The organism is Naasia sp. SYSU D00948 (assembly GCF_017916515.1).
In the GTDB taxonomy this organism is placed as follows: Bacteria; Actinomycetota; Actinomycetes; order Actinomycetales; family Microbacteriaceae; genus Naasia.
This window is the reverse complement of the sequence record NZ_JAFMTA010000001.1, coordinates 1,438,702-1,458,226: the sequence shown is the minus strand read 5'-3', so window position 1 is coordinate 1,458,226 and position 19,525 is coordinate 1,438,702. Positions and strand designations below refer to the sequence as shown.

Genomic DNA, 19,525 nt, shown 5'->3' with positions numbered 1-19,525 from the left:
CTCCCCCTGGAGGTAGCGCAGGTCGGCGGAAGCAGCGCCGGAATGCGGAGCAGCCACTGACGGCGGAGCAAGCGCCGATGGCGGAGAAGCTTCAGCGGAGCAAGAGTGCGGCCGGTGGCGCGCGCTCTGCAGCGGTAGCCGCGGCGCGGTACGCGTCAGGCGGCGAGGGTGTGGCGTCCGGCTGGTCGTGGGGTGCCGGTGGGGTCGACCCAGGGTGGTGGGATCAGGTGCGGGGTCCGGTCGATGAATCGGATGGTCCAGCCGTCGTTGTCGAGTCGTCGGTGGTGGAAGCGGCAGAGCAGGACGCCGTTGCTCAGGTCGGTGGGTCCGTGCGGCAGGCCGGGGCTCTGGTGCCAGGCGGTGAGGTGGGCGGCTTCGCAGCGGCCGGGTGGTTCGTGGCAGCCGGGCCAGATGCAGCCGCGGTCGCGGATGGTCATGGCGTAGCGCTGGGCTTGGCTGAACAGGCGGCGGCTCTGGCCGAGGTCCAGGGGCTGGGAGTCCCCGCCGAGCACGACCGGGAGGATCCTGGCGTGGCACGCCAGCCGGCGGGCGGTCGCGGCGGAGATGGGCTGGTCGATGCCGTCGATGGTGGCGGCGCCGATGCCGGTGACGAGCGCGTCGTGGGTGATGGTGACCAGCATGGTCACGGCGGTGCCGGAGACCTCGCCGGGGTCGTGCGTGAGTGAGTCGCGGGCGATGCCGACGAGGGCGTCGAGCCGCTTCTGGCCGAGGGTGCGGGAGTCTTCGAGGGCAGTGTCTGAGGGGACGTCCTGGTCGGTGGAGCGGACCTCGCGGCGGGGTGCGGTGCGGGCATCGAGGGCGGTGCGCAGCCAGCCGTCGCTTTCCGGGTCGGCGTCGATGAGGTAGCGGGTGATGCCGTCGCGGCGGGTGAGGATCCTCACGCCGGCTTTGGCGCGCAGTTCCTCCTCGCGAGGTTGGATGCCGTCGGGGTCGGCGTGCGCGATCAGTGCGCGGCAGGCCTGCCGCAGCCCGGTGCTGGATTCGGTGAGGGCCTCACCGACCAGGAACTCCTCCCACGCGGTCAGCCGCTCCGGGTCGGCCTGGTCGGCGACGGTGCCGAGGGTGTCCAGGATGAGCGAGGCGGCGTCGGCGCCGATCGACCCGGTCTCCAGGGCGGCGGCGGTGACGGGGTGCGGCTCGGGCAGCAGCTCCCCGGTGAGCGAGCGGCGGAGCCGAAGCTGGTCGCCGATCTGGCACCAGCCGGTCGCGGTGCCGGTGGACACGTGCGCGACCGCGGCGACCGCGAGCGGCGCGGACCGGCTGCCCAGCCGCTTCGCCAGCGGCTCCTCCCCGTCGCGGGCGGAGCGGGCCGTGAACACTCCGGCCAGCCGGCTGCCGATCGCATCGACCAGGTTCGAAAGGCTCCCGACCCGTTCCAGGCACTCGATCAGCGCCGCGTCGGTGAGCCCGTCGGCCACCTCCGCCAGCGACGCCGCCTCCCCGGCCCAGGCCAGCTCCGCCACCCGCTGAGCGAGCGCGGCCGCCTGCGCCGCGAGAGTGTCGGTGGGCCTTTCCACGCGCCTGATTCTGCCCGCCACCACCGACACTCCGACCTCACCGGGAACGGTTTTCCACAGCAACCCTCAACTACTGGTTGAAGTGGATTGCGACGCTTCTCCGTGCGGAGCCGATCACCGCCTCGCGAGCACCACGCCCGCCGTCAGGCGAGCTCGCGCGCTATCTCCCTCGCGCGAGCCAGCGCTGCGGCCGTCGCCTCGTCGAACACCTCGTCGAGCCGCGCGCGCTCGAGGACGGCGATCGCACGCTCGGTGGTCCCGTTCGGGCTCGTCACCCGCCGGCGCAGCTCCTCGGGAGGCAGGTCCGTCGTGCGCAGCAGCTCGACCGCGCCCCGGAACGTCCCCTGCACCAGAAGCCGAGCCTCCTCCTCGTCGAAGCCCCGGGACCGCGCGGCCGCCTGCAGCTGCTCGATCAGGAAGAAGACGTACGCCGGCCCGGAGCCGGAGATCGTGCTGAGGGCGTCGATCCGCTCCTCGGGCACCTCGAGGACGTCGCCGACGGTCTCGAACAGCGCACGGGCCAGCGCCAGGTGGTCGGGACCGGCCGCGCTGCCCGCGCTGATCCCCGTGACCGCGAGGCCGACCGTGGCGGGGGTGTTCGGCATCGCGCGGACGACGGGGGTGCCGGCAGGGAGCCGCGTCTCCATGGCGGCGAGCGTCACACCTGCCGCGAGGCTGATCACGAGGGTCCCCTCGGCGAGCGCCGGCGCGATGTCCTCGAGCAGCGCAGCGATCCCGACCGGCTTCACGCCGAGGAGCACGACCCCGGCGCCCTCGACGGCGCGGCGGTTCGCCGTCTCGTCCTCCTCGAGGGCATAGGAGGTCACGCCGGAGTGCCTCGAGGGATCGGCGTGACGATTCGTCACGCGGATGCCGCCCTCGACCGTGACTCCCGGCTGCCGGAGGCCCTGCAGGATGGCGCCGCCCATGGATCCTGCCCCGAGGATCGCGATGGTGGGCAGTGCGATTCCGGCGGCGTCCGACACGCTGCCCATCCTAGAATCGCAGCCATCCGGAAACCGGGAGGTCTGCATGTCGAAGGTGTCCGAGGAGCTGTCCGAGATCGAGCGAGCCATCCTCGAGGTGCCCCAGGTCCGCGGAGTCTCCGCCCTGCACGCCCTCGACCGTGGCGACGAGGGGATCGTCGTCGTCACGCGGGTCGGCCTCTCGCCCTCTCTGCGGCTTCCGGACGTCGTCCTCGCCATCGCCGACGTCGAGCACAAGGTGAAGACCACCGACAGCCGGGTTCGTGCGGTCTTCGTCGAACCCGACATCGCGGCCGACTCGGGCACGCCCACCGAGACGATCGTCATCCGCGCCCTCGACTGAGTCTCCCGCCCTGGCATCACCCGGGTCCGCCTGGCGTCACGCGCGATCGCTGACCACCGGCCGACGGAGCGCCTAGGCGGACTAGTCGCGCCGCTTCCGGAAGAACTCCCGAAGCAGCGCGGCGCTCTCCTCCGCCGCCACCCCGGCGACGACCTCCACCCGGTGCGGCAGCCGCCGGTCGCGGATCACGTCGTAGACGGACCCGACCGCGCCCGCCTTGTCGTCCCACGCCCCGTACACGAGCCGCCCGAGTCGAGACTGCAGCACCGCCCCCGCGCACATGACGCAGGGCTCGAGGGTGACCACGAGGGTGCAGTCCTCGAGGTTCCACTCCCCGCGGGCGGCGGCGGCGTCACGGAGCGCGACGAGCTCGGCGTGGGCGAGCGGATCCCCGTCCGCCTCCCGTCGGTTCCGGCCGCGCCCGACGACGGTTCCGGCGGCATCGACCACGACGCAGCCGACCGGGACATCATCGGTCGTGAGCGCGACGTGCGCCTCCTCGAGGGCGAGGCGCATCCACTCCTCGTACGCCCGCACCGACCCTCCTCGCCGGGCCCGAACCCGCCCGGGCTAGATTGACCCTATGCGAGTGCACGTCGCCGACCACCCTCTCGTCACGCACAAGCTCACGGTGCTCCGCGACAAGAACACTCCCTCGCCGACGTTCCGGGCACTCGCCGAGGAGCTCGTGACCCTCCTCGCCTACGAGGCGACCCGCCACGTCCGCGTCGAGCCCATCCGGATCGAGACGCCCGTCGCCACGACCACCGGCCTCGCGATCAGCAATCCGAAGCCGCTCGTGGTCCCGATCCTGCGCGCGGGCCTCGGGATGCTGGAGGGCATGGTCAAGCTGATGCCGAGCGCCGAGGTCGGGTTCCTCGGCATGGTCCGCGACGAGGAGACCCTTCAGCCCACCATCTACGCCGAGCGGCTGCCGGACGACCTCGGCGGGCGCCAGTGCTTCATCCTGGACCCGATGCTCGCGACCGGCGGGTCCCTCCTCGCGGCGATCGACTACCTCTTCGACCGCGGCGCCCAGGACGTGACGGCCGTCTGCCTGATCGCCGCTCCCGAGGGACTCCGTGCCGTGGAGGAGGCCACCCAGGGCCGCGATCTCACGATCGTGCTGGGCGCGCTCGACGAGCGCCTCAACGAGGTGGGCTACATCGTCCCCGGGTTGGGCGACGCCGGGGACCGGCTCTACGGCACCGCCTCCTGACGCCGACATCCCGGCTGCGCGACTTGACACTCGCCCGCACGGTGCTTCAGGATCGACGCCATGTCTGACAACTCGCGCATCCCGACCTCCTTCGAGGCCCTGGGGAACGCCGGCATGATGATGGCCGGCCGCGCGATGTGCTGTCGAATGTGCCGCTGACGACTCTCCCGCTCAGCCCGTTCCCACGCCCTCCTCAGTGACGTCCTTCGACGCCGTCTCCGAGGGCGACCCCTCCCGGATCTCCGCTCAGGAGTCCCCGAATCCAGCACGACTCCCCGGCGAACCGCCGGAACTCATCATCGAAGGCTTTCCTCCCATGTCGATCGCAGCTGTCGCACCGGCTCCCACCGTCCGCTCCGCCTCGCCCGCCACCTCCTCGGCCAAGCTCCGCGCCGTTCCCGAAGGCACCGAGGCCCGCGGCTTCGTCCTCTACGTCGGCGTCGACGAGGCGAAGGCCGCCGCCGCCGGAACCGACCTCGTCACGCTCGTCGAGGCGCTCCGCCGCCTGACCTCCGACCTCGTCCCCGGCGCCCAGACGCACGCCGCCGTCGCCCTCGCTCCGCGCGGTGTCGGGGGCCGCGACGTCGACGTCGTGCGCCTCGCTCTGCAGGATCCCGCCGCCCTCGCGCGGCAGCGCGACGTCGAGGAGCCCTCCCCCGACGTGGTCGAGGGCGTCGTGATCGACCTCTCGCGCAAGCGCGTCCTGCTCAACGAGCAGACGGCGCCCCTCACGTACAAGGAGTTCGAGCTCCTGCAGTACCTCGTGCTCCGCGAGGGACGCACCGTCGCGCGCGCGGAGATCATCTCCGCTCTCTGGCCTGCGCCGGACGCCGATGCGCCGAACGAGCGCACGATCGACGTGCACGTCCGTCGCCTCCGCTCGAAGCTCGGCGACTACCAGGACATCGTCCGCACCGTCCGCGGCACCGGCTACCGGTTCGACCGCCACGCCGACGTCGTCGTCCGGCACACGCACCGCGGTCCCAGCCCCGACTTCTGATCCGGCGCGGCGGAACCGAGCGAACTCCCAGGAAAAAGGACAGGCGGGGGACTGGCGACCGTTATCGAACCGTTATATATTCGAAGAGCGTTAGTTGTTTGCTGTGGCAGCTACCGCGGAATGTGATTGCAGGACACTCTTGGTGCAAGGGAGAGGGCCGGTCGCTAGCCTCTGCGACCGGCCCTCGATTCTGTTCCGGCCCAGGACGGCGCCGCAACCACCAGGATCGGGCACCGGCGCGCCTCGCCCCTAGGCTGGAGGCGTCATGGCGAGCGCGGTCGAGGCATGGGAGTCGCTGTTCCGCGCCCAGGTCGCCGTGATGCGCCGCCTCGTCGCCGACTTCCCGCCCGGTCTGTCCTTCAACGAGTACGACGTGCTCTTCAACCTGAGCCGCCTGCCGGGTCGGAGCGCCCGCATGCGCGACCTGAACGGCGTCGTGCTCCTGAGCCAGCCGAGCATCAGCAGGCTGGTGGACCGCCTCGTGGCGCGGGGCCTGCTCGAGCGCCTGCCGGATCCGACGGATCGGCGCGGCACGGTCGTGCACCTGACCGAGGCCGGGTACCGCACGTTCCTCGAGGTCGCCTCTCAGCACATGAAGTCGATCGAGCGGACCATCGGCCCCGCGCTCGCTCCCGAACAGCTCGACGAGCTGCAGCGGCTCACGGAGACGCTGCGGGCCGGCATCGCGGAGACCGACTCTGCCGGTGGCGGCTGACACCGCCACCGGCATTCGGTCTGAACTGCTTCGCGTTGCGGAGCCGATTGGGTGGATCGGCGATCAGTTCACTGCCGGGAGGTCGATCCGACTGCCTGCCCCCCGTGGCCGGGGAGCATCGGGTAGCTTTCGGTTCGGCTGGTTCGGAATCTGTTCGCTCGCGCTCCGGATCCCGTGCGTCAGAAGTTAGACCGTCGAACGGGTACGCGGAACGGAATGTCCCCCGACACGGGGACCGGATCCGCGAATTGTCCCCCACACGAGGCACGTGGGACATCGATCCCACCCCCCCGATCGTGCGCTCAGCGGACAAGGCCGCTGTCCCCCGGCGCCCGTCGTGCCGACGTCGATCCGGTGTTGCCCGCGACGGGTCTCCGCCTCATACTTGCCGGATGCGGTATCGGCTGATGGGGGCCATGACGGCGCTGCTGGCCGCCGTCGCCGTCCTCATCGCGCCGCAGCCTGCCATGGCGTCCCATGATCCGGACCCCGTCGGCATCGACATCTCGTGGCCGCAGTGCGGCTCTCGGCCGCCCGCGGGTCAGGCGTTCGCCATCATCGGCGTCAACGGGGGTCTCGCCAACGACTCGAACCCCTGCTTCCTGCGGCAGCTCAGCTGGGCGCAGCGATCCACCGGAGCGACCATCCAGCCGAAGGTGGCGCTCTACGTCAACACCGCCAACCCGGGACTGCAGGCGTCTTGGTGGCCGGCCTCGAACACGACGAGGCAGGGCACATCGATCTACAACCCGTACGGCAGCTGCCGGAACGCGGAGGGCGCCGCGTGCGCCTTCGTCTACGGCTACTCGATGGCGCAGGACGACGCGACGCTGCGGAACGTGCCCGACCCACTGGCCTACCGGTGGTGGCTCGACGTCGAGACCATGAACAGCTGGTCCCGGTTCGACTTCACCGCGAACCGCGCCTCGCTGGAGGGCATGGTCGCCTACTTCGCCGGGATCGGCGCCGATGTCGGGCTCTACTCGACCTCCTACCAGTGGAGCCTCATCGTCGGGGTGGTCCCGACCGGCAGCCCGCTCAACGGACTGCCCTCCTGGCTCGCGGGCGCGAGGAACGAGGCGGATGCCAGGGTCCGCTGCTCGTCCGATCCCCTGACCAGCGGCGGCACGGTGAGCCTGGTGCAGTACGTGAAGGGCGACCTCGACTACAACGTGTCCTGCCTCTAGGACGTCTGCGGGCTTCTCTCGGCGGACCGGAGCCGGTCCTCGCCCCGCCGGAGCTCCTCCTGCATCCGGTCGGCGGCGAGGCGAGCGCGGTCGGCGGCCCGAGCCGCCTCGTCGCGCTCCGTCTCGAGGTCCTCCAGCTCGTCCTCCACCGTGCCGAGGCCCTGCTCGGCCTCGGCGAGCGCGGCCTTCAGGCGCCGCAGCTCCGCGCGCAGCTCCTCCCGCCGTCCCCGCGCCTCCTCGCGTCGCCGCTCGACGTCGCGCAGCACCCGGTCCGCGCGTCCCGCCGCCGCGTCCGCCTCGTCGGCCTCCCCACGGACGCGCTCGAGCTCCCGCTCGGCCTCCTCACGGGCGGCTCGGGCGCGCTCCTCGGCGTCGTCCTGCTCCTGGACCTTCCGCCGCTCGCGGGCTGCCGCGAGGTCGTCCCGCGGTGGCGCGGTCGCCTTCCGGCGCGGCGCAGGAGCCGGCGTCCCGCCCGGCAGCGCGACGGCATCCGTGAGGTCCACCGCCTCGAGGCCGGTGCCCGAGAGGGAGCGGAGGAGGCGGCCGGTGCGCAGAGCGTCGGCGGCGTCGGGGTCGGTCATTGCCGCCTGCAGCGTGTGCTCCAGCTCCTCGACCACTGCGGAGCTGAGCTGCTGCCCCTTGCCGGCCGCGATGCGGGCGGCCTCGCGGCCGAGTGCGGCCACCAGCTGCCGGCGCTGCTGGGTCAGGGTGCGCAGCGCGTCCGGGTCCAGGTCCTGCTGTGCCTCGCGCAGCATGGCGCCGAGCGAGAGCACGTCGCCGACCTGGTCGCCCCGCTCCCGAACGAGCGTGTTGGCGGCCCACGCGGCGACGGACGGCTTCGGGAGGCGGGCGATCTCGGCAGCCAGCGCCCGGTCGCCGCCCGAGCGCATCTCCTTGGCGCGGGCGTTCCGCTCCGCCGTGAACTGGGGCAGCGGGAGCGAGTACAGCTCGTCGGCGACCTGCTGAAGGTCGGCGGCGCTCACGCTCGTATCCTCTCGCATCACCCGCCGGCGAGCGCAGGGCTAGCGTTGACACGAGCACCGCGACGAGGAGGAGACCGATGACGACCTCGCTCGCCCCGATCCCGCTGGGGCCGAACCAGCCCGACCGGCCCTACCGCGGCGGCGCCGGGATCGCGACGTTCCGCGGCACACCGAGGCCGAGCGAGTACAGCCCCGAGGACTTCGTCGGATCGACGACGGAGATCTTCGCCGGCGGAGGGATCGGGCTCAGCCGCCTCCCGTCCGGGGTCCTGCTCCGCGACGCCGTCGAGGCGGATCCGGAGGGCTGGCTCGGTCGGGACCACGTCGAGCGCTTCGGTGCCGGCACGGAGCTGCTCGTCAAGCTGCTCGATACCGCCGAGCGGCTCTTCGTGCACCTCCACCCCGATGACGCGTTCGCCCGGCAGCACCTGTCGCTCGGCCACGGCAAGACCGAGGCGTGGATCGTCGTGGCGGTCCGCCCGGACGGGGATCCCGGCTGGGCCCGGCTCGGCTTCACTCGGGACGTGAGCGATGACGAGGTGAGGTCGTGGGTCCGCGGGCAGCGGGTCCAGGAGATGCTCGACGCGATGCACCTGGTGCCTCTGGAGCCGGGCGGAACCCTGCTGGTGCCGGCAGGCATGCCGCACGCGATCGGTCCCGGCGTCACCCTCGTGGAGCTGCAGGAGCCGAGCGACCTGTCGGTCCTGATGGAGTACGAGGGATACCGGGGCCTGACGGCCGATGACGCGTTCCTCGGGCTCGAGCCGGACGTCGCGCTGGGCGCGCTCGACCGCCGTGCCACGCCCCCCGAACGGATCCTGGAGCTCACCGGCGGACGGGCGTCCGCGGGGAACGACCGCGGCATCACTCCCCTGTTCCCCGAGGAGGCCGACCGGTTCTTCCGAGCGGAGCGCATCGAGTCCGAGCAGCGGATCGAGCTGGACCCGGGCTTCTCGATCCTCGTCGTGCTCGACGGCACTGCCATCCTCGGCTGGCACGGCGGCAGCCTCCCGCTGAGCCGCGGGACGACGCTGCTCGTCCCGTTCGGGGCGGGGCCGCTCGCGGTGACCGGACGGATCTCGGCGCTGCGCTGCCGGCCGCCGCGGCCGCTTGCGTCCGGGTTCGTCGTGCAGTAGCCAGGAACGGTGTATATCGATCTACCCCGCAGCGCCGCCGAGATCGTGAGCCGAGCGCGGCTCCTCGGCCCCGATCCGCTGCCGGATCTCCCGGACTCACCTCCCGCGCGGGTCGAGTGGCTGTACGGGCGGGGTCAGTTCGAGCTCGCCCGGCTCCACCGGCTGGTGCGCGAGGGGTTCGCGGCGAACCGGTCCGTGCACTACGCGGGCAACTACGGGGCCCTCCAGAGCCGCGTCGAGTTCCGGCGCCGTCTGGAGGGCACGGCCGCGCCCCTCACCCTCGCCGCGGACGGGGAGCTGCGCGTGACGGTCGACGGACTGGCGGTGGAGACGAGCGAGGACGGCGGCGTGCTGACGGCCCAGCTGCCCCCGGGTCGCGTCCTCACCGTGTCCGTCACCGCCAGAGCCGACTCCCCCGCCGCCGTCGGCATCCTCAGCCCGCAGGGGTTCGCGACCGGGACGCGGTGGGAGGCCTCGGGGGACGGCGCCGCCTGGGCGCCCGCGAGCGTGCGCCGGGGCGGTCCCGGATCCCCTCCCCATCTCGACCGCGAGCCGACTGTGACCCTGCCCGCCCTCCAGCGCCCCGACGGCCTGTACGAGCTGGAGGCTCCGGTGCTCGGCCGGCCCGTCCTCCGCTGCGACGGCGTTCCCCGCCTCTCGACCGGCGAGTCGCGGGAGGAGGCCCTCGCCGACCCGGCCGACCAGGAGGTCCGGCACGAGCTGGTGCAGCTCGACGACGGACGGTGGACCTCGCTGCACGAGCTCGGCTTCCGCTGGCTCGCCGTCAACGATGTGGAGCCGGCCGAGGTCGTCGTCGAGGCGTCCGCGCATCCGGCGCCACGACGAGGGGCCTTCCTCTGCTCCGATGAGCGGCTGAGCGCCATCTGGGCGACGAGCGCGTACACCCTGCGCCTCTGCATGCACGAGCTGATGCTCGACGGGATCAAGCGGGACCGGATGCCCTGGACCGGCGACCAGGCACTCAACACGCTCTCGAACGCCTACGCCTTCGCCGACGCCGCCATCGCCCGCGACAGCTCCACCGCGCTGGGGCAGCCGCGCCACGGCTACGTCAACGGCATCTCGGACTACTCGCTGTGGTGGGTCATCAACTCGGCGGCCGTCGCACGGTACTTCGGGCCCGCGCCCACCGCCGACGCGGAGCACCTGCAGCGCTTCCTCGAGCATCTCGCCGGCTACGCCGGGCCGGACGGGGTGTTCCGTCCCCGTGAGGAGCCGGACGGGTTCGGGGACGCCGCCGAGGGCTCGGTCTTCATCGACTGGGGCGTCCAGGTCGCTCCCGGTCCGCCGTACACCGCCCTGCAGATGCTGTGGTTCTGGGCTCTGGAGAGCGGGGCGGCCCTCCTCGGCGCCGCCGGGCATCCGGGCGCTCCCCGGTGGCGCGGACTCGCCGAGCGTCTGCGCGTCACGCTCGTCGAGCAGGCGTGGGACGAGGACGCGGACGCCTGGCGGGAGTACCTCGGGCAGCCCGGCACCTCCTCCGCCTACCCGAACTTCCTCGCGGTGCTGTCGGGCATCCACGCCGGTCCGGTTCCGGAGGGCGTGCGGTCGGCGCTCCTCACGGCCGACCCGCCCAGGACCCCGTTCATGGCCTCGTTCGCGCTCCTCGGGCTCGCGCGCGCGGGCGCGCCGGACGAAGCGGTGGCGCGGATCTCCGCCCTCTGGGGCGCGATGCTGGACGTGGGCGCGCGCACCTTCTGGGAGGAGTTCGCGAGCGAGGGCGGAAGCCCCTACGCGATGTACGGCCGCCCCTTCGGCAAGAGCCTCTGCCACGCCTGGGCGTCAGGGCCTGCCGCCCTGCTTCCCGACATCGTGCTCGGAGTCCGCCCGCTCGAGGACGGCTGGCGCCGGTTCGAGGTGCGACCCGCGCTCGGCGCACTGGAGTGGGCCGCCGCGGTCGTGCCGACGCCGGACGGCGAGATCTGCGTCGTGGCGGAGGGGGACACCGTCACGGTCGACGTCCCTTCGGGTGCTGTACTCATGCGGCAGGACGGCGAGGAGGTCGCCGGCCCCCAGCGGGTCGTGCTCGCCCTTCCCGCATGACGCGCCGGACGGCGGTCAGCGCCGGGCGTGCTGCGGGTCGATCGAGACGGGCGGCTGCCGGACCGCCGGCGGCACGGCAGGGGGATATGCGGCCAGCTCCAGCGTGGCGGTGAAGGTGTGCCGGCCCGGTCCGACCTCCATCGGGTCCCGCCCGTCGGGCAGACGGACCTCGGCCGTCGTTCCTTCCGGCACCTCCACCACGAGCTCGAAGGAGGCGCCGTCGAGCGTCCAGGACGAGCGCGCCGGGCCATAGGGCGTGAGCAGCCGGAACGCGGCCGAGGTCATGGAGCCGCCCGGGACGGGCTCCACGATGATGCGCCGGTAGCCCGGCGCCGCCGGAGCCAGCCCGGCGAGGCGACGCTGCAGCCAGTCCGCGACGGCTCCGAGGGCGTAGTGGTTGAAGGAGGTCATCTCCCCCGGATTGATCGTGCCGTCCGGAAGCATGCTGTCCCACCGCTCCCAGACCGTGGTCGCGCCCATGGTGACGGGGTAGAGGAAGGACGGGCAGCCCGTCTCCGCCAGCATGCGGTGGGCGAGCTGGGGGTGCCCCGCGGACACCAGCGCGTCGAGGAGGAGGGGTGTTCCCGCGAACCCCGTCCCGATGCGATACCGGCCCGCGTGCACGAGCTCGGCCAGCCGCTCGCCGGCATGCCGTCGCTGCTGGTCGGTCGGGAGGAGCCCGAACGTCAGCGCGATCGCGTAGCCGGTCTGCGAGTCGCTCGCGACGCGCCCGCGCGGGCTGACGAACTCCTCCGCGAAGGCGTCCCGCACCCTGCCGGCCAGTGCCAGGTATCGTTCCGCGATCTCCTCCTCGCCGAGGAGTGCGGCCGCGCGGCCGGTGCGCTCGGCGGAACGGGCGAAGTACGCGGTCGCCACCAGGGCCCCGCTCGTCCGGCCCGCGCCGGGCTCGTCCGCGGGCGCCGACGGGTCGAGCCAGTCGCCCAGCTGGAAGTCCGAGTCCCAGATCAGCGAGGTTCCGGCGCGCGCCGCGACCGCGTCGACGTACGCCGTCATGCCCGGGAGGGCGCGGGCGAGGATGCGGGCATCGCCGTACCGCTCGTGCAGCACCCACGGCACGTCGACGACCGCGTCGCCCCAGATGGCGGAGGGGAAGTCCACGGTGAGGAAGTCCGGCACGACCAGCGGGGGGATGCCGTCCGGGCGGTCGCGCTGCTCGGCCAGCAGGTCCTCCATCCAGGAGGCGAGCATGCCCGAGCAGTCGTAGAGGCCGGTCGCCGCCGGGGTGAAGACGTTGATGTCTCCCGTCCAGCCCAGCCGCTCGTCGCGCTGCGGGCAGTCGGTGGGGACGTCGATGAAGTTCCCGCGCATCCCCCAGCGGCTGTTCTCGTGCAGCCGCTCGACCAAAGGATCCGAGCACGAGAAGGATCCCGTCTCCTCCATATCGGTGTGCAGGACGACGGCCACCGCCTGCAGCACCGTGATCTCGGGGTCGGAGGACGCGATCTCGGCGTACCGGAAGCCGTGGAAGGTGAACTCGGGCTCCCACTCCTCCTCGCCGGCTCCGCCCAGAACGAACCGGTCCGTGGCACGGGCGGCTCGGAGCGGACGCACTCCGAGCTGCCCGTGCTCGAGCACCTCGGCATGACGCAGCGTGACGGAGGCCCCGCGAGGCCCTCGCAGGCGGATCCGCAGGCGGCCCACCAGGTTCTGGCCGAAGTCGAGCCGCAGCACACGCGGACTCACCTCGCCCTGCGCGACGGGATGCAGCACCTCGGTGGCCCGGACGGGAGGCCCCATGGGCGCGACGAGCACCTCGGGTCGGGCATCGGAGAGCGTGACGCCGGCCCAGGCTCCGTCGTCGAAGCCCGGAGAGGACCATCCCGGCACCCGCAGCCGCGCGTCGAACTCCTCTCCGTCGTAGATGTTGGAGGAGCGGACGGGCGACTCCGCGCTGGTCCACTCGCCGTCGCTCTCGATCACGGTGCGGCTGCCGTCCGCGTGCTCGATCTCCAGCTGCGCCAGCACTCCGACCCGCTCGCCGTAGCCGTTGATCCGCCCGCCGTCGAAGCCGAAGCGGCCCCGATACCAGCCGTCGGCCAGATGCGCGCCGAGCGCGTTCTCGCCCTCCTGCAGCAGCGGCGTCACGTCCGCCGTGCGGTAGCGGAGCCGGTGCTCGTAGCTCGTCCAGCCGGGCGCGAGCAGCTCGTCGCTCACGCGCCGTCCGTTGATCTCGAAGACCGCCAGGCCGTGCGCGGTGGCGTAGAGGCGTGCTCGGCGCACGGCCGATCCGACGCGGAAGGATCGGCGCAGGAGATGCGCGGGTCCGCCGGCGCCTCGGTCATCCCCGGGCTCGGCGAAGCGGGCTGTCCAGTCCCCCGGGTGGAGGAGACCGGCCTCGACGGCGAGCTCTTGACTCCAGTCCCCGACGATCCCCTCCGGGCTCGTCAGGCGCACCGCCAGACGGCACGCCTCACGCGACGCGAGCTCCGGGAAGGGCCAGTCGACCAGCACGCGCTCGGCCGAGTGGACGACGGGAGACGTCTCCTCGGTGCCGTCGGCGTTCCGCCGGCGCACCTCGTAGGCCGCCTGCTCCCCGCCGGTCACCCACCAGGAGAGGCGGGGCCGGGACTCGCCGATCCCCATCGGCTCCCGGTGGTGCTCCACGCGAAGATGCCCGACTGCCGGACCCGTCGACTCCATCGTTCCGCTCCCCGCGCCGCATGCAGCTTGCTTGCCTGAGGCAACCGCTTCCCGACCGTAGCATGGAGCGTCGCGAGGAGGAGCGGGATGAGCGCATGGGCGTCGGCGCTCGCGGATCGGCCGCGTCTCCAGGGCGCGGACGACCGCGCGGCCCAGCTCGCTCGGATCCTCGGGGTGCCCGCCCCCCGTCCCGGTCCGGTGCACAGGATCCCCTCGCGAACGGTCGGGGACGTGCGACTCGAGCGGCTCAGCTGGGAGACGGGCATCGGCCCCACCACCGGCGCGTGGCTCGCCCGCCCGCTCGAGGCGTCCGGCGACATCCCGGGCGTGCTGGCCCTGCACAGCCACGGCGGTGCCATGTGGACGGGCGCCGACCAGTTCGTCGCCCCGGGCCTGGACGACGGCGACCCCTACGCCGCTGCTCATGGGAGGCTGCAGTACGGCGGCGCCCCGGTTCTCGAGCTGGCACGCCGCGGCTACGCCGTGCTCGCCCACGACGCCTTCGCCTGGGGCACGCGCCGCATTCCCGCCGATGCCTTGTCCGAGCGCGAGCGCGAGCTCGCCTCCGCCCTCGGCCGCCTCCGCCTGTCGGAGGGCCGGCCCTGGAGCGAGATCGACGAGTACAACACGGCTTCGGCGCTGCACGAGGAGGTCCTCGAGAAGACCGCCTCGCTGCTCGGCTCCTCCTTCGCAGGCGTCGTCGCCTCGGACGACCTGCTCGCCCTCGAACAGCTCAGCCGGATCCCCGGCGTCGACCCCGGCCGGCTGGGGGCGTTCGGCTTCTCAGGCGGCGGCGGTCGCGCCCTGTTCCTCGGCGTGCTCGACGCGCGCGTCCGCGCGACAGTCACGGTGGCGATGATGACGACGTGGCGCTCGATGGCCGACGCTCACGCCCGCTTCCACTCGTGGCTGATCAACGTGCCCGGCCTCGCGCGCGAGATCGATCTGCCGGACCTCCCCCGGCTGGACGCCGAGCACGCTCTGCTCGTGCAGTACCGGGAGCACGACGAGCTGTTCCCCCTGCACGGGATGCGCGAGGCGCACGAGCGCCTCCGCTCCCGCGACTCCACGTCGTCCTACGAGGGCAGCTTCTTCCCGGGACCCCACGCCTTCGACCCCGAGATGCAGGCCGAGGCGTGGGGCTTCCTGGATCGCCGGCTCGGGCGCTAGCCCTTCACCGCGCCGGAGGTCATGCCCGCCACGATCTGCCGGTTGAAGAAGATGTACATGATCAGCGGCGGGATCGTGATCAGCAGGACGTTCGCGAACAGCAGGTTCCACTGGGTCACGTTCTGGGCCGAGAAGTTGTACAGCTGCAGCTGCACGGTCGCGTTCTCGTCCCCGGGCGCGAAGTACAGCGCGTAGGTGAAGTCGTTGAAGACGGACACCGCCTGCACGACGATCACCGTGATGATCACCGACCGGAGAAGCGGGAAGATCACGGTGAAGAACAGCCGGATCGGGCCGCATCCGTCGATGATCGCCGCCTCGTCGAGCTCCCGCGGGATGGTCGCCATGAACGCGCGGAACAGCAGCACGCAGAACGACAGCCCGAAGGCGACGTGCACGAACATGAGCCCGGGGATCGTCTTGAACAGCTCGAGCGTCTGCAGCATCCAGATCGTCGGCACGACCGCCGGCGGGATGATGAGGCCTGCGAGCACGAGGCCGCTCACGAGCGGATTCCAGCGCGAGCGCCGCCGCTGCAGCACGAAGCCGACCATCGCCGACAGGATGACCATGATCGCCACGGCTCCCACGGTCAGGATCACGCTGTTGAGGAAGGCCGTCAGCAGCAGGTAGTCCCGCGCCTGGAGCACCTGGACGATGTTGTCGAACAGCGCAAACTCCGTCGGCCAGGTGAACTGGAGAGCCGTGGCTTCCTGCTGGTTCTTGGCAGCGGTCAGGAAGATGAAGATGAACGGCACGATGAACACGATGATCGACAGCACGATGGCCGCGATCCCCCCGCCGAAGCGCCACGTGTTGTTCCTCACGCGTCCTTCTCCCCTCGGTTGAGCCACGCGGACAGCGGCACGATCAGAGCCGCGACGACGATGAACAGCACGACGTTGCCCGCGGTGGACAGGCCGTAGAACCCGGCCTGGTACTGCTTGTAGATCACCGAGGCGATGACGTCACTCGTGAACCCCGGGCCTCCTCGCGTCATCGCCCAGATGAGGTCGAACGAGCGCAGACCGCCGATCAGGGACAGGATGATGACCGTCGTGGTCGCCGGCCGCACCAGCGGCAGGATGATGTGCCAGAAGTTCTTCCACGAGTTGGCGCCGTCCACCTTCGCCGCCTCGAAGTACTCCTGAGGGATCGCCACCATGCCTGCGATGTAGATGAGGGTGGCGAGGCCGATCCCCTTCCAGATGTCGACCAGCGCGACGGACATCAGGGCCCACGCGGGGTCCGTCAGCCAGCCGGGCCCGGTGATCCCGAACCAGCCGAGCACCTGGTTCACCAGTCCATCGAAGGGGTCGAGCAGCACCTTGAACGTGACTCCGACGCCGATCGTGCTGACGAGCACCGGGAAGAAGACGACGCTCCGCAGGTAGCCCCGGGCGATGATCTGGGATGTCAGGAGGACACCGAGCAGGAGCCCCAGGACTACCTTCGCACCGGACGTCACGAAGGCGTAGATGAAGGTGTTGATGAAGCCCTGGACGAGGGCCTGCTCCTGGAAGAAGCGGATGAAGTTGTCGAAGCCGATGAACTCGATGTCGAAGAGGGTCCATCGGGTGAGGGCGAAGTAGAAGGATGCGCCCGTCGGGATGAGGAACAGGACCACATAGAAGAGTCCCGCCGGCATGTAGAACCAGAGCGGGTACGGGCTCTTCATGCCCCGCCGCTTGCGCCCTGGACCGGTGTCCTCGCCGGCTGCGGCGACCCCCGCCCCAGGCCGCGTCGTCGTTGTCGTCATCGGATCTCCGTCGATCGATATATGGCGTGGGGCCGGCCGCGCCGGCGACCGGCCCCACGTTGACGGTCAGAGGCTACGCCCCTACCAGCCCTCGAGACCGAGCTGCTGAGCCTGCTTCTTCACGTCCTCGTCGTACTGCGCGGCACCGTCCTCAGCGGAGGTGATCCCGGAGCCGACAGCGACCGTGATCTGCTCGAGAGCCGGGCCCTTGATCGGCGAGAGGAACTCGAGGGCGGGAGCCGTCTTGCCCTCCTCGTCGAAGTAGGGCTGCATGTCGGAGATCATCGCCGGGACATCCTCCGGCAGTTCGCAGCCCTCGACCACGAACGGACCCTGCGGCGGGATCGTGACGCTCTGGATGTCGCAGGCGTCGGTCGTCGTCATGAACTCGTTGAACTTCTGAGCGGCCTCGAGCTGTGCGCCCTCGGTGCTCTTCGGGATGTACATCGCGGCGGGCATCCAGACCGTGAGCCCGTTGCTCTCCGCGTTCTCGCCCGGGAGCGGGAACGTGCCGACGATGTCGAACGCCTCCGGGTTCGTCACCGCGAGCTGCTGTGCCGCGAAGGTCAGCATCGGGTAGTGGGCGCCTTCCCCGGTCGCGACCATGCTGACGCCGTCGGCGTAGAGGGCCGAGGCGAAGTCCTCGTTGTAGAAGTCGGCCTCGAACGCCTCCTGCAGGTGACGGAAGCCCGCCAGCGCCGGCTCGTCCACGAACTTGGCCTCGTTGTTCGTGTACTTCTCGGCCCAGTCCGGGTCCTCGGCGAGGACGTTGTAGAAGTCACCGAGCACGAAGAGCTGCGACGTCCACGTGTCGCCGTAGGTCTGGACGATGGGCGCGGCGCGTCCGGCGTCCTTGATGGCCTGGTTGTTGGCCATGAACTCGTCCCAGGTGCGCGGGATCTCGAGCCCGAGCTCCTCGTAGATGGTCTTGTTGTAGAGCACGGCACCGGCCATGGCCTGGCCGTAGGGGACGCCGTAGACGCCGTTGTCGGTCGAGACGACGGTCCGGAACTCCTCGGCCAGCTTGTCGGCGTAGTCCTGGTCGTCCAGGTTGACGAGCGTCTGGTCCGGGTTGAGCGCCTGGAACAGCGAGCCGGAGTTGTACTGGAAGAGGTCGTTCATCTCGCCCGTCGAGAGGCGGGTCTTGACGATGTTGTCGCCCTCGGCGCCGCCGGGGCGCGTCTCGGTCTCGACGGTGATGTCGGGGTTCTGCTTCTCGAACTCCTCGATGAGCGCATCGAAGGTCGTGACCGTCGCCTCGTCGCTGGGGATCAGGATCGAGAGGGTGACGTTGCCGTCCTCCCCTTCGCCCGACCCGCCACCGCCGCCGCTGCAGCCCGCCAGTGTGAGGGTGAGGGCGATCCCGCTCGCGCCGAACGCGAGCATCGAGCGCCGTGATTGCCGGGAGAACATTCTTTACCTCCGTGTAAAGACAACTTCGTTGTTGGTGCGCCGAACCGCATGAAACGGTTCATTGCGTGCCACGGTACGGCCAGGGTACGACCGCGTCAAACACGATCTCGCTAACGATCGAGTAACGCGTAGAGCGATCTATGCGGCAACTCCCCGTTTCGTGCCGCTTCACGTGCCGACGCGCCCCCTTGCTGGGGCGCGGCGGCTCGGCGCTGCTGGCGCCCCCCTGGCCGATCGGCGACGATGGAGCCCCGCTCATCCGTCGGACAGGAGAACACGGTGTCCCACCCCAACGGCCGCCGCCCTGCGACGATCGAGGACGTGGCCCGCGAGGCCGGGGTGTCGCGGGCGGCGGTCTCCAAGGTCCTCCGCAATGCGTACGGGGTCAGCGAAGGGATGCGGACCCGGGTCGGTGCGGCGATCGAACACCTCAACTACCGACCCCGGATCGCAGCCCGGGCGATGCGCGGATCGAGCTTCACACTCGGGATCGAGATCCCGGACTTCGCGAACCAGTTCTTCACGATGGTCCTCGCCGGGGCCACCACGGCGCTCGAGGGCACCGATTACCAGCTGATCATCGCTCCCGCAGCGGGGGGACCCGGACGCGAGGGCTATCGCGCCATCGAGGCGCTGGCCGACCGGCAGGTCGACGGAGTGGTCGCCATCTCGCCGCAGGTCTCCACGAACTGGCTCGAGCGACTGGCTGAGCACACGCCCATCGTGATGCTCGGCCGGCACGACGCGAGCGAGCACTACGACACGGTCGTCGGGGACGACTCCGAAGGAGCGCGCCTGGTGATGGAGCACCTCCTGGGTCTCGGCCACAGGCGGATCGCGCATCTGACGCGGGACGAGGAGGTGACGGCGCCCGGATCGGGGACACCCCACTCCCTCCGGCTCGAGACCTACATCGCCTCGATGACGGAGTCGGGTAACGGCGGACTGGTGCGCGTGCAGCGGTCGGGCGAGGGCGACGTGTCCGCGTACGAGTCGACGCTCGCCCTGCTCGCCGACGACGAGCCCCCGACAGCGATCTTCGCGGGACACGACGAGCTCGCGATGGGAGCGCTCCGCGCGGTGGCGGAGGTGGACCCGGGGATCTCCGTGGCCGGGTACGACAACGTGCGCGTGGCGAGCCACCCGGCGGTCTCGCTCACGAGCGTGGACCAGGCGGGCGTCCGGATGGGCGAGCGCGCGATCCGACTGCTGCTCGAGCGGATCGCGGGACGGTCGGAGCCCGTGCACGAGGTCATCGAGCCGAGCCTGGTGGTGCGCGGCTCCACACGTCCGCCCTCCGCGGGGCCGCCGGGTAGCTGATCCGCCCGATCGCGGGACGACACGCCCCCCT

At 71.4% G+C, this 19,525-nt stretch carries 17 protein-coding genes; 9 read left to right on the top strand and 8 right to left on the bottom strand.

All coding sequences use genetic code 11. The features are described 5' to 3' along the window. Positions 1-155: 155 nt before the first annotated feature. Positions 156-1,538, bottom strand: a complete 1,383-nt coding sequence (locus J3P30_RS06880; protein WP_210480191.1) for an HNH endonuclease signature motif containing protein — start codon at positions 1,536-1,538, stop codon at positions 156-158. A gap of 143 nt (positions 1,539-1,681) precedes the next feature. Beyond that, positions 1,682-2,533 (bottom strand): pyrroline-5-carboxylate reductase, encoded by an 852-nt coding sequence (gene proC, locus J3P30_RS06875; RefSeq protein WP_210480190.1) that lies wholly within the window; start codon positions 2,531-2,533, stop codon positions 1,682-1,684. A gap of 37 nt (positions 2,534-2,570) precedes the next feature. Between proC and J3P30_RS06870 the strand changes: the two genes are divergently transcribed. Continuing rightward, positions 2,571-2,867 (top strand): hypothetical protein, encoded by a 297-nt coding sequence (locus J3P30_RS06870; RefSeq protein WP_210480189.1) that lies wholly within the window; start codon positions 2,571-2,573, stop codon positions 2,865-2,867. Between the two features lie 81 nt (positions 2,868-2,948). On the opposite strand, the gene J3P30_RS06865 is transcribed toward J3P30_RS06870, so the two are convergent. Next, entirely contained in the window at positions 2,949-3,383 is a 435-nt protein-coding gene (locus J3P30_RS06865; RefSeq protein WP_210481902.1) for a nucleoside deaminase, read from the bottom strand. A gap of 67 nt (positions 3,384-3,450) precedes the next feature. Here J3P30_RS06865 and upp point away from each other — a divergent pair, with 67 nt between their 5' ends. The 4 genes from upp to J3P30_RS06845 all read left to right on the top strand — a co-directional run bounded on the left by upp (position 3,451) and on the right by J3P30_RS06845 (position 6,988). Continuing rightward, positions 3,451-4,086, top strand: a complete 636-nt coding sequence (gene upp, locus J3P30_RS06860; protein WP_210480188.1) for a uracil phosphoribosyltransferase — start codon at positions 3,451-3,453, stop codon at positions 4,084-4,086. 316 nt (positions 4,087-4,402) lie between these two features. Then, positions 4,403-5,086 carry a winged helix-turn-helix domain-containing protein gene (locus tag J3P30_RS06855; RefSeq protein ID WP_210480187.1) on the top strand — a complete coding sequence of 228 codons (684 nt, stop codon included), beginning with the start codon at positions 4,403-4,405 and terminating at the stop codon, positions 5,084-5,086. Positions 5,087-5,351: 265 nt separating this feature from the next. Further along, complete coding sequence (locus J3P30_RS06850) at positions 5,352-5,801, top strand: MarR family winged helix-turn-helix transcriptional regulator (protein ID WP_210480186.1); 450 nt, start codon at positions 5,352-5,354, stop codon at positions 5,799-5,801. A 392-nt stretch (positions 5,802-6,193) separates the two neighbouring features. Continuing rightward, positions 6,194-6,988: a hypothetical protein gene (locus J3P30_RS06845; protein ID WP_210480185.1), complete on the top strand. Its 795-nt coding sequence runs from the start codon at positions 6,194-6,196 to the stop codon at positions 6,986-6,988. Here the strand turns inward: J3P30_RS06845 and J3P30_RS06840 are convergent. Beyond that, positions 6,985-7,971, bottom strand: a complete 987-nt coding sequence (locus J3P30_RS06840; RefSeq protein WP_210480184.1) for a hypothetical protein — start codon at positions 7,969-7,971, stop codon at positions 6,985-6,987. The genes J3P30_RS06845 and J3P30_RS06840 overlap by 4 nt on opposite strands. A gap of 77 nt (positions 7,972-8,048) precedes the next feature. Here J3P30_RS06840 and J3P30_RS06835 point away from each other — a divergent pair, with 77 nt between their 5' ends. Together J3P30_RS06835 and J3P30_RS15550 are read left to right on the top strand one after the other, a co-directional pair. Continuing rightward, on the top strand, positions 8,049-9,107 hold the full coding sequence (locus J3P30_RS06835; protein WP_210480183.1) for a class I mannose-6-phosphate isomerase: 1,059 nt from the start codon (positions 8,049-8,051) through the stop codon (positions 9,105-9,107). Positions 9,108-9,116: 9 nt separating this feature from the next. Continuing rightward, the gene (locus J3P30_RS15550) at positions 9,117-11,171 is read left to right on the top strand and encodes an alpha-L-rhamnosidase C-terminal domain-containing protein (RefSeq protein WP_210480182.1); all 2,055 of its coding nucleotides are present in this window, start codon (positions 9,117-9,119) and stop codon (positions 11,169-11,171) included. A 15-nt stretch (positions 11,172-11,186) separates the two neighbouring features. Here the strand turns inward: J3P30_RS15550 and J3P30_RS06825 are convergent, their stop codons facing one another. Continuing rightward, positions 11,187-13,796 (bottom strand): family 78 glycoside hydrolase catalytic domain, encoded by a 2,610-nt coding sequence (locus J3P30_RS06825; protein WP_307807427.1) that lies wholly within the window; start codon positions 13,794-13,796, stop codon positions 11,187-11,189. 123 nt (positions 13,797-13,919) lie between these two features. Between J3P30_RS06825 and J3P30_RS06820 the strand changes: the two genes are divergently transcribed. Further along, a complete protein-coding gene (locus tag J3P30_RS06820) occupies positions 13,920-15,002 on the top strand; it encodes an acetylesterase (protein ID WP_210480180.1) in 1,083 nt (360 codons plus the stop codon). On the opposite strand, the gene J3P30_RS06815 is transcribed toward J3P30_RS06820, so the two are convergent. From J3P30_RS06815 to J3P30_RS06805, 3 genes are all read right to left on the bottom strand, one after another. Then, positions 14,999-15,829, bottom strand: a complete 831-nt coding sequence (locus tag J3P30_RS06815; RefSeq protein ID WP_210480179.1) for a carbohydrate ABC transporter permease — start codon at positions 15,827-15,829, stop codon at positions 14,999-15,001. The two genes, J3P30_RS06820 and J3P30_RS06815, sit on opposite strands and share 4 nt — an antisense overlap. Further along, positions 15,826-16,761 carry a carbohydrate ABC transporter permease gene (locus J3P30_RS06810; protein ID WP_374058541.1) on the bottom strand — a complete coding sequence of 312 codons (936 nt, stop codon included), beginning with the start codon at positions 16,759-16,761 and terminating at the stop codon, positions 15,826-15,828. The genes J3P30_RS06815 and J3P30_RS06810 overlap by 4 nt, the downstream gene beginning before the upstream one ends. Positions 16,762-16,842: 81 nt before the next feature. After that, positions 16,843-18,174, bottom strand: a complete 1,332-nt coding sequence (locus tag J3P30_RS06805; protein WP_210480178.1) for an ABC transporter substrate-binding protein — start codon at positions 18,172-18,174, stop codon at positions 16,843-16,845. 279 nt (positions 18,175-18,453) lie between these two features. Between J3P30_RS06805 and J3P30_RS06800 the strand changes: the two genes are divergently transcribed. After that, positions 18,454-19,494 (top strand): LacI family DNA-binding transcriptional regulator, encoded by a 1,041-nt coding sequence (locus tag J3P30_RS06800; RefSeq protein ID WP_307807426.1) that lies wholly within the window; start codon positions 18,454-18,456, stop codon positions 19,492-19,494. Positions 19,495-19,525 lie beyond the last annotated feature (31 nt).

What these genes read in the sequence shown, in the direction of transcription:
- proC (WP_210480190.1), bottom strand. Translation starts at nt 2,533, where the DNA reads ATGGGCAGCGTGTCGGACGCCGCCGGAATCGCACTGCCCACCATCGCG.
- J3P30_RS06870 (WP_210480189.1), top strand. Translation starts at nt 2,571, where the DNA reads ATGTCGAAGGTGTCCGAGGAGCTGTCCGAGATCGAGCGAGCCATCCTC.
- J3P30_RS06865 (WP_210481902.1), bottom strand. Translation starts at nt 3,383, where the DNA reads ATGCGCCTCGCCCTCGAGGAGGCGCACGTCGCGCTCACGACCGATGAT.
- upp (WP_210480188.1), top strand. Translation starts at nt 3,451, where the DNA reads ATGCGAGTGCACGTCGCCGACCACCCTCTCGTCACGCACAAGCTCACG.
- J3P30_RS06855 (WP_210480187.1), top strand. Translation starts at nt 4,403, where the DNA reads ATGTCGATCGCAGCTGTCGCACCGGCTCCCACCGTCCGCTCCGCCTCG.
- J3P30_RS06850 (WP_210480186.1), top strand. Translation starts at nt 5,352, where the DNA reads ATGGCGAGCGCGGTCGAGGCATGGGAGTCGCTGTTCCGCGCCCAGGTC.
- J3P30_RS06845 (WP_210480185.1), top strand. Translation starts at nt 6,194, where the DNA reads ATGCGGTATCGGCTGATGGGGGCCATGACGGCGCTGCTGGCCGCCGTC.
- J3P30_RS06835 (WP_210480183.1), top strand. Translation starts at nt 8,049, where the DNA reads ATGACGACCTCGCTCGCCCCGATCCCGCTGGGGCCGAACCAGCCCGAC.
- J3P30_RS06820 (WP_210480180.1), top strand. Translation starts at nt 13,920, where the DNA reads ATGAGCGCATGGGCGTCGGCGCTCGCGGATCGGCCGCGTCTCCAGGGC.
- J3P30_RS06810 (WP_374058541.1), bottom strand. Translation starts at nt 16,761, where the DNA reads ATGACGACAACGACGACGCGGCCTGGGGCGGGGGTCGCCGCAGCCGGC.
- J3P30_RS06805 (WP_210480178.1), bottom strand. Translation starts at nt 18,174, where the DNA reads ATGTTCTCCCGGCAATCACGGCGCTCGATGCTCGCGTTCGGCGCGAGC.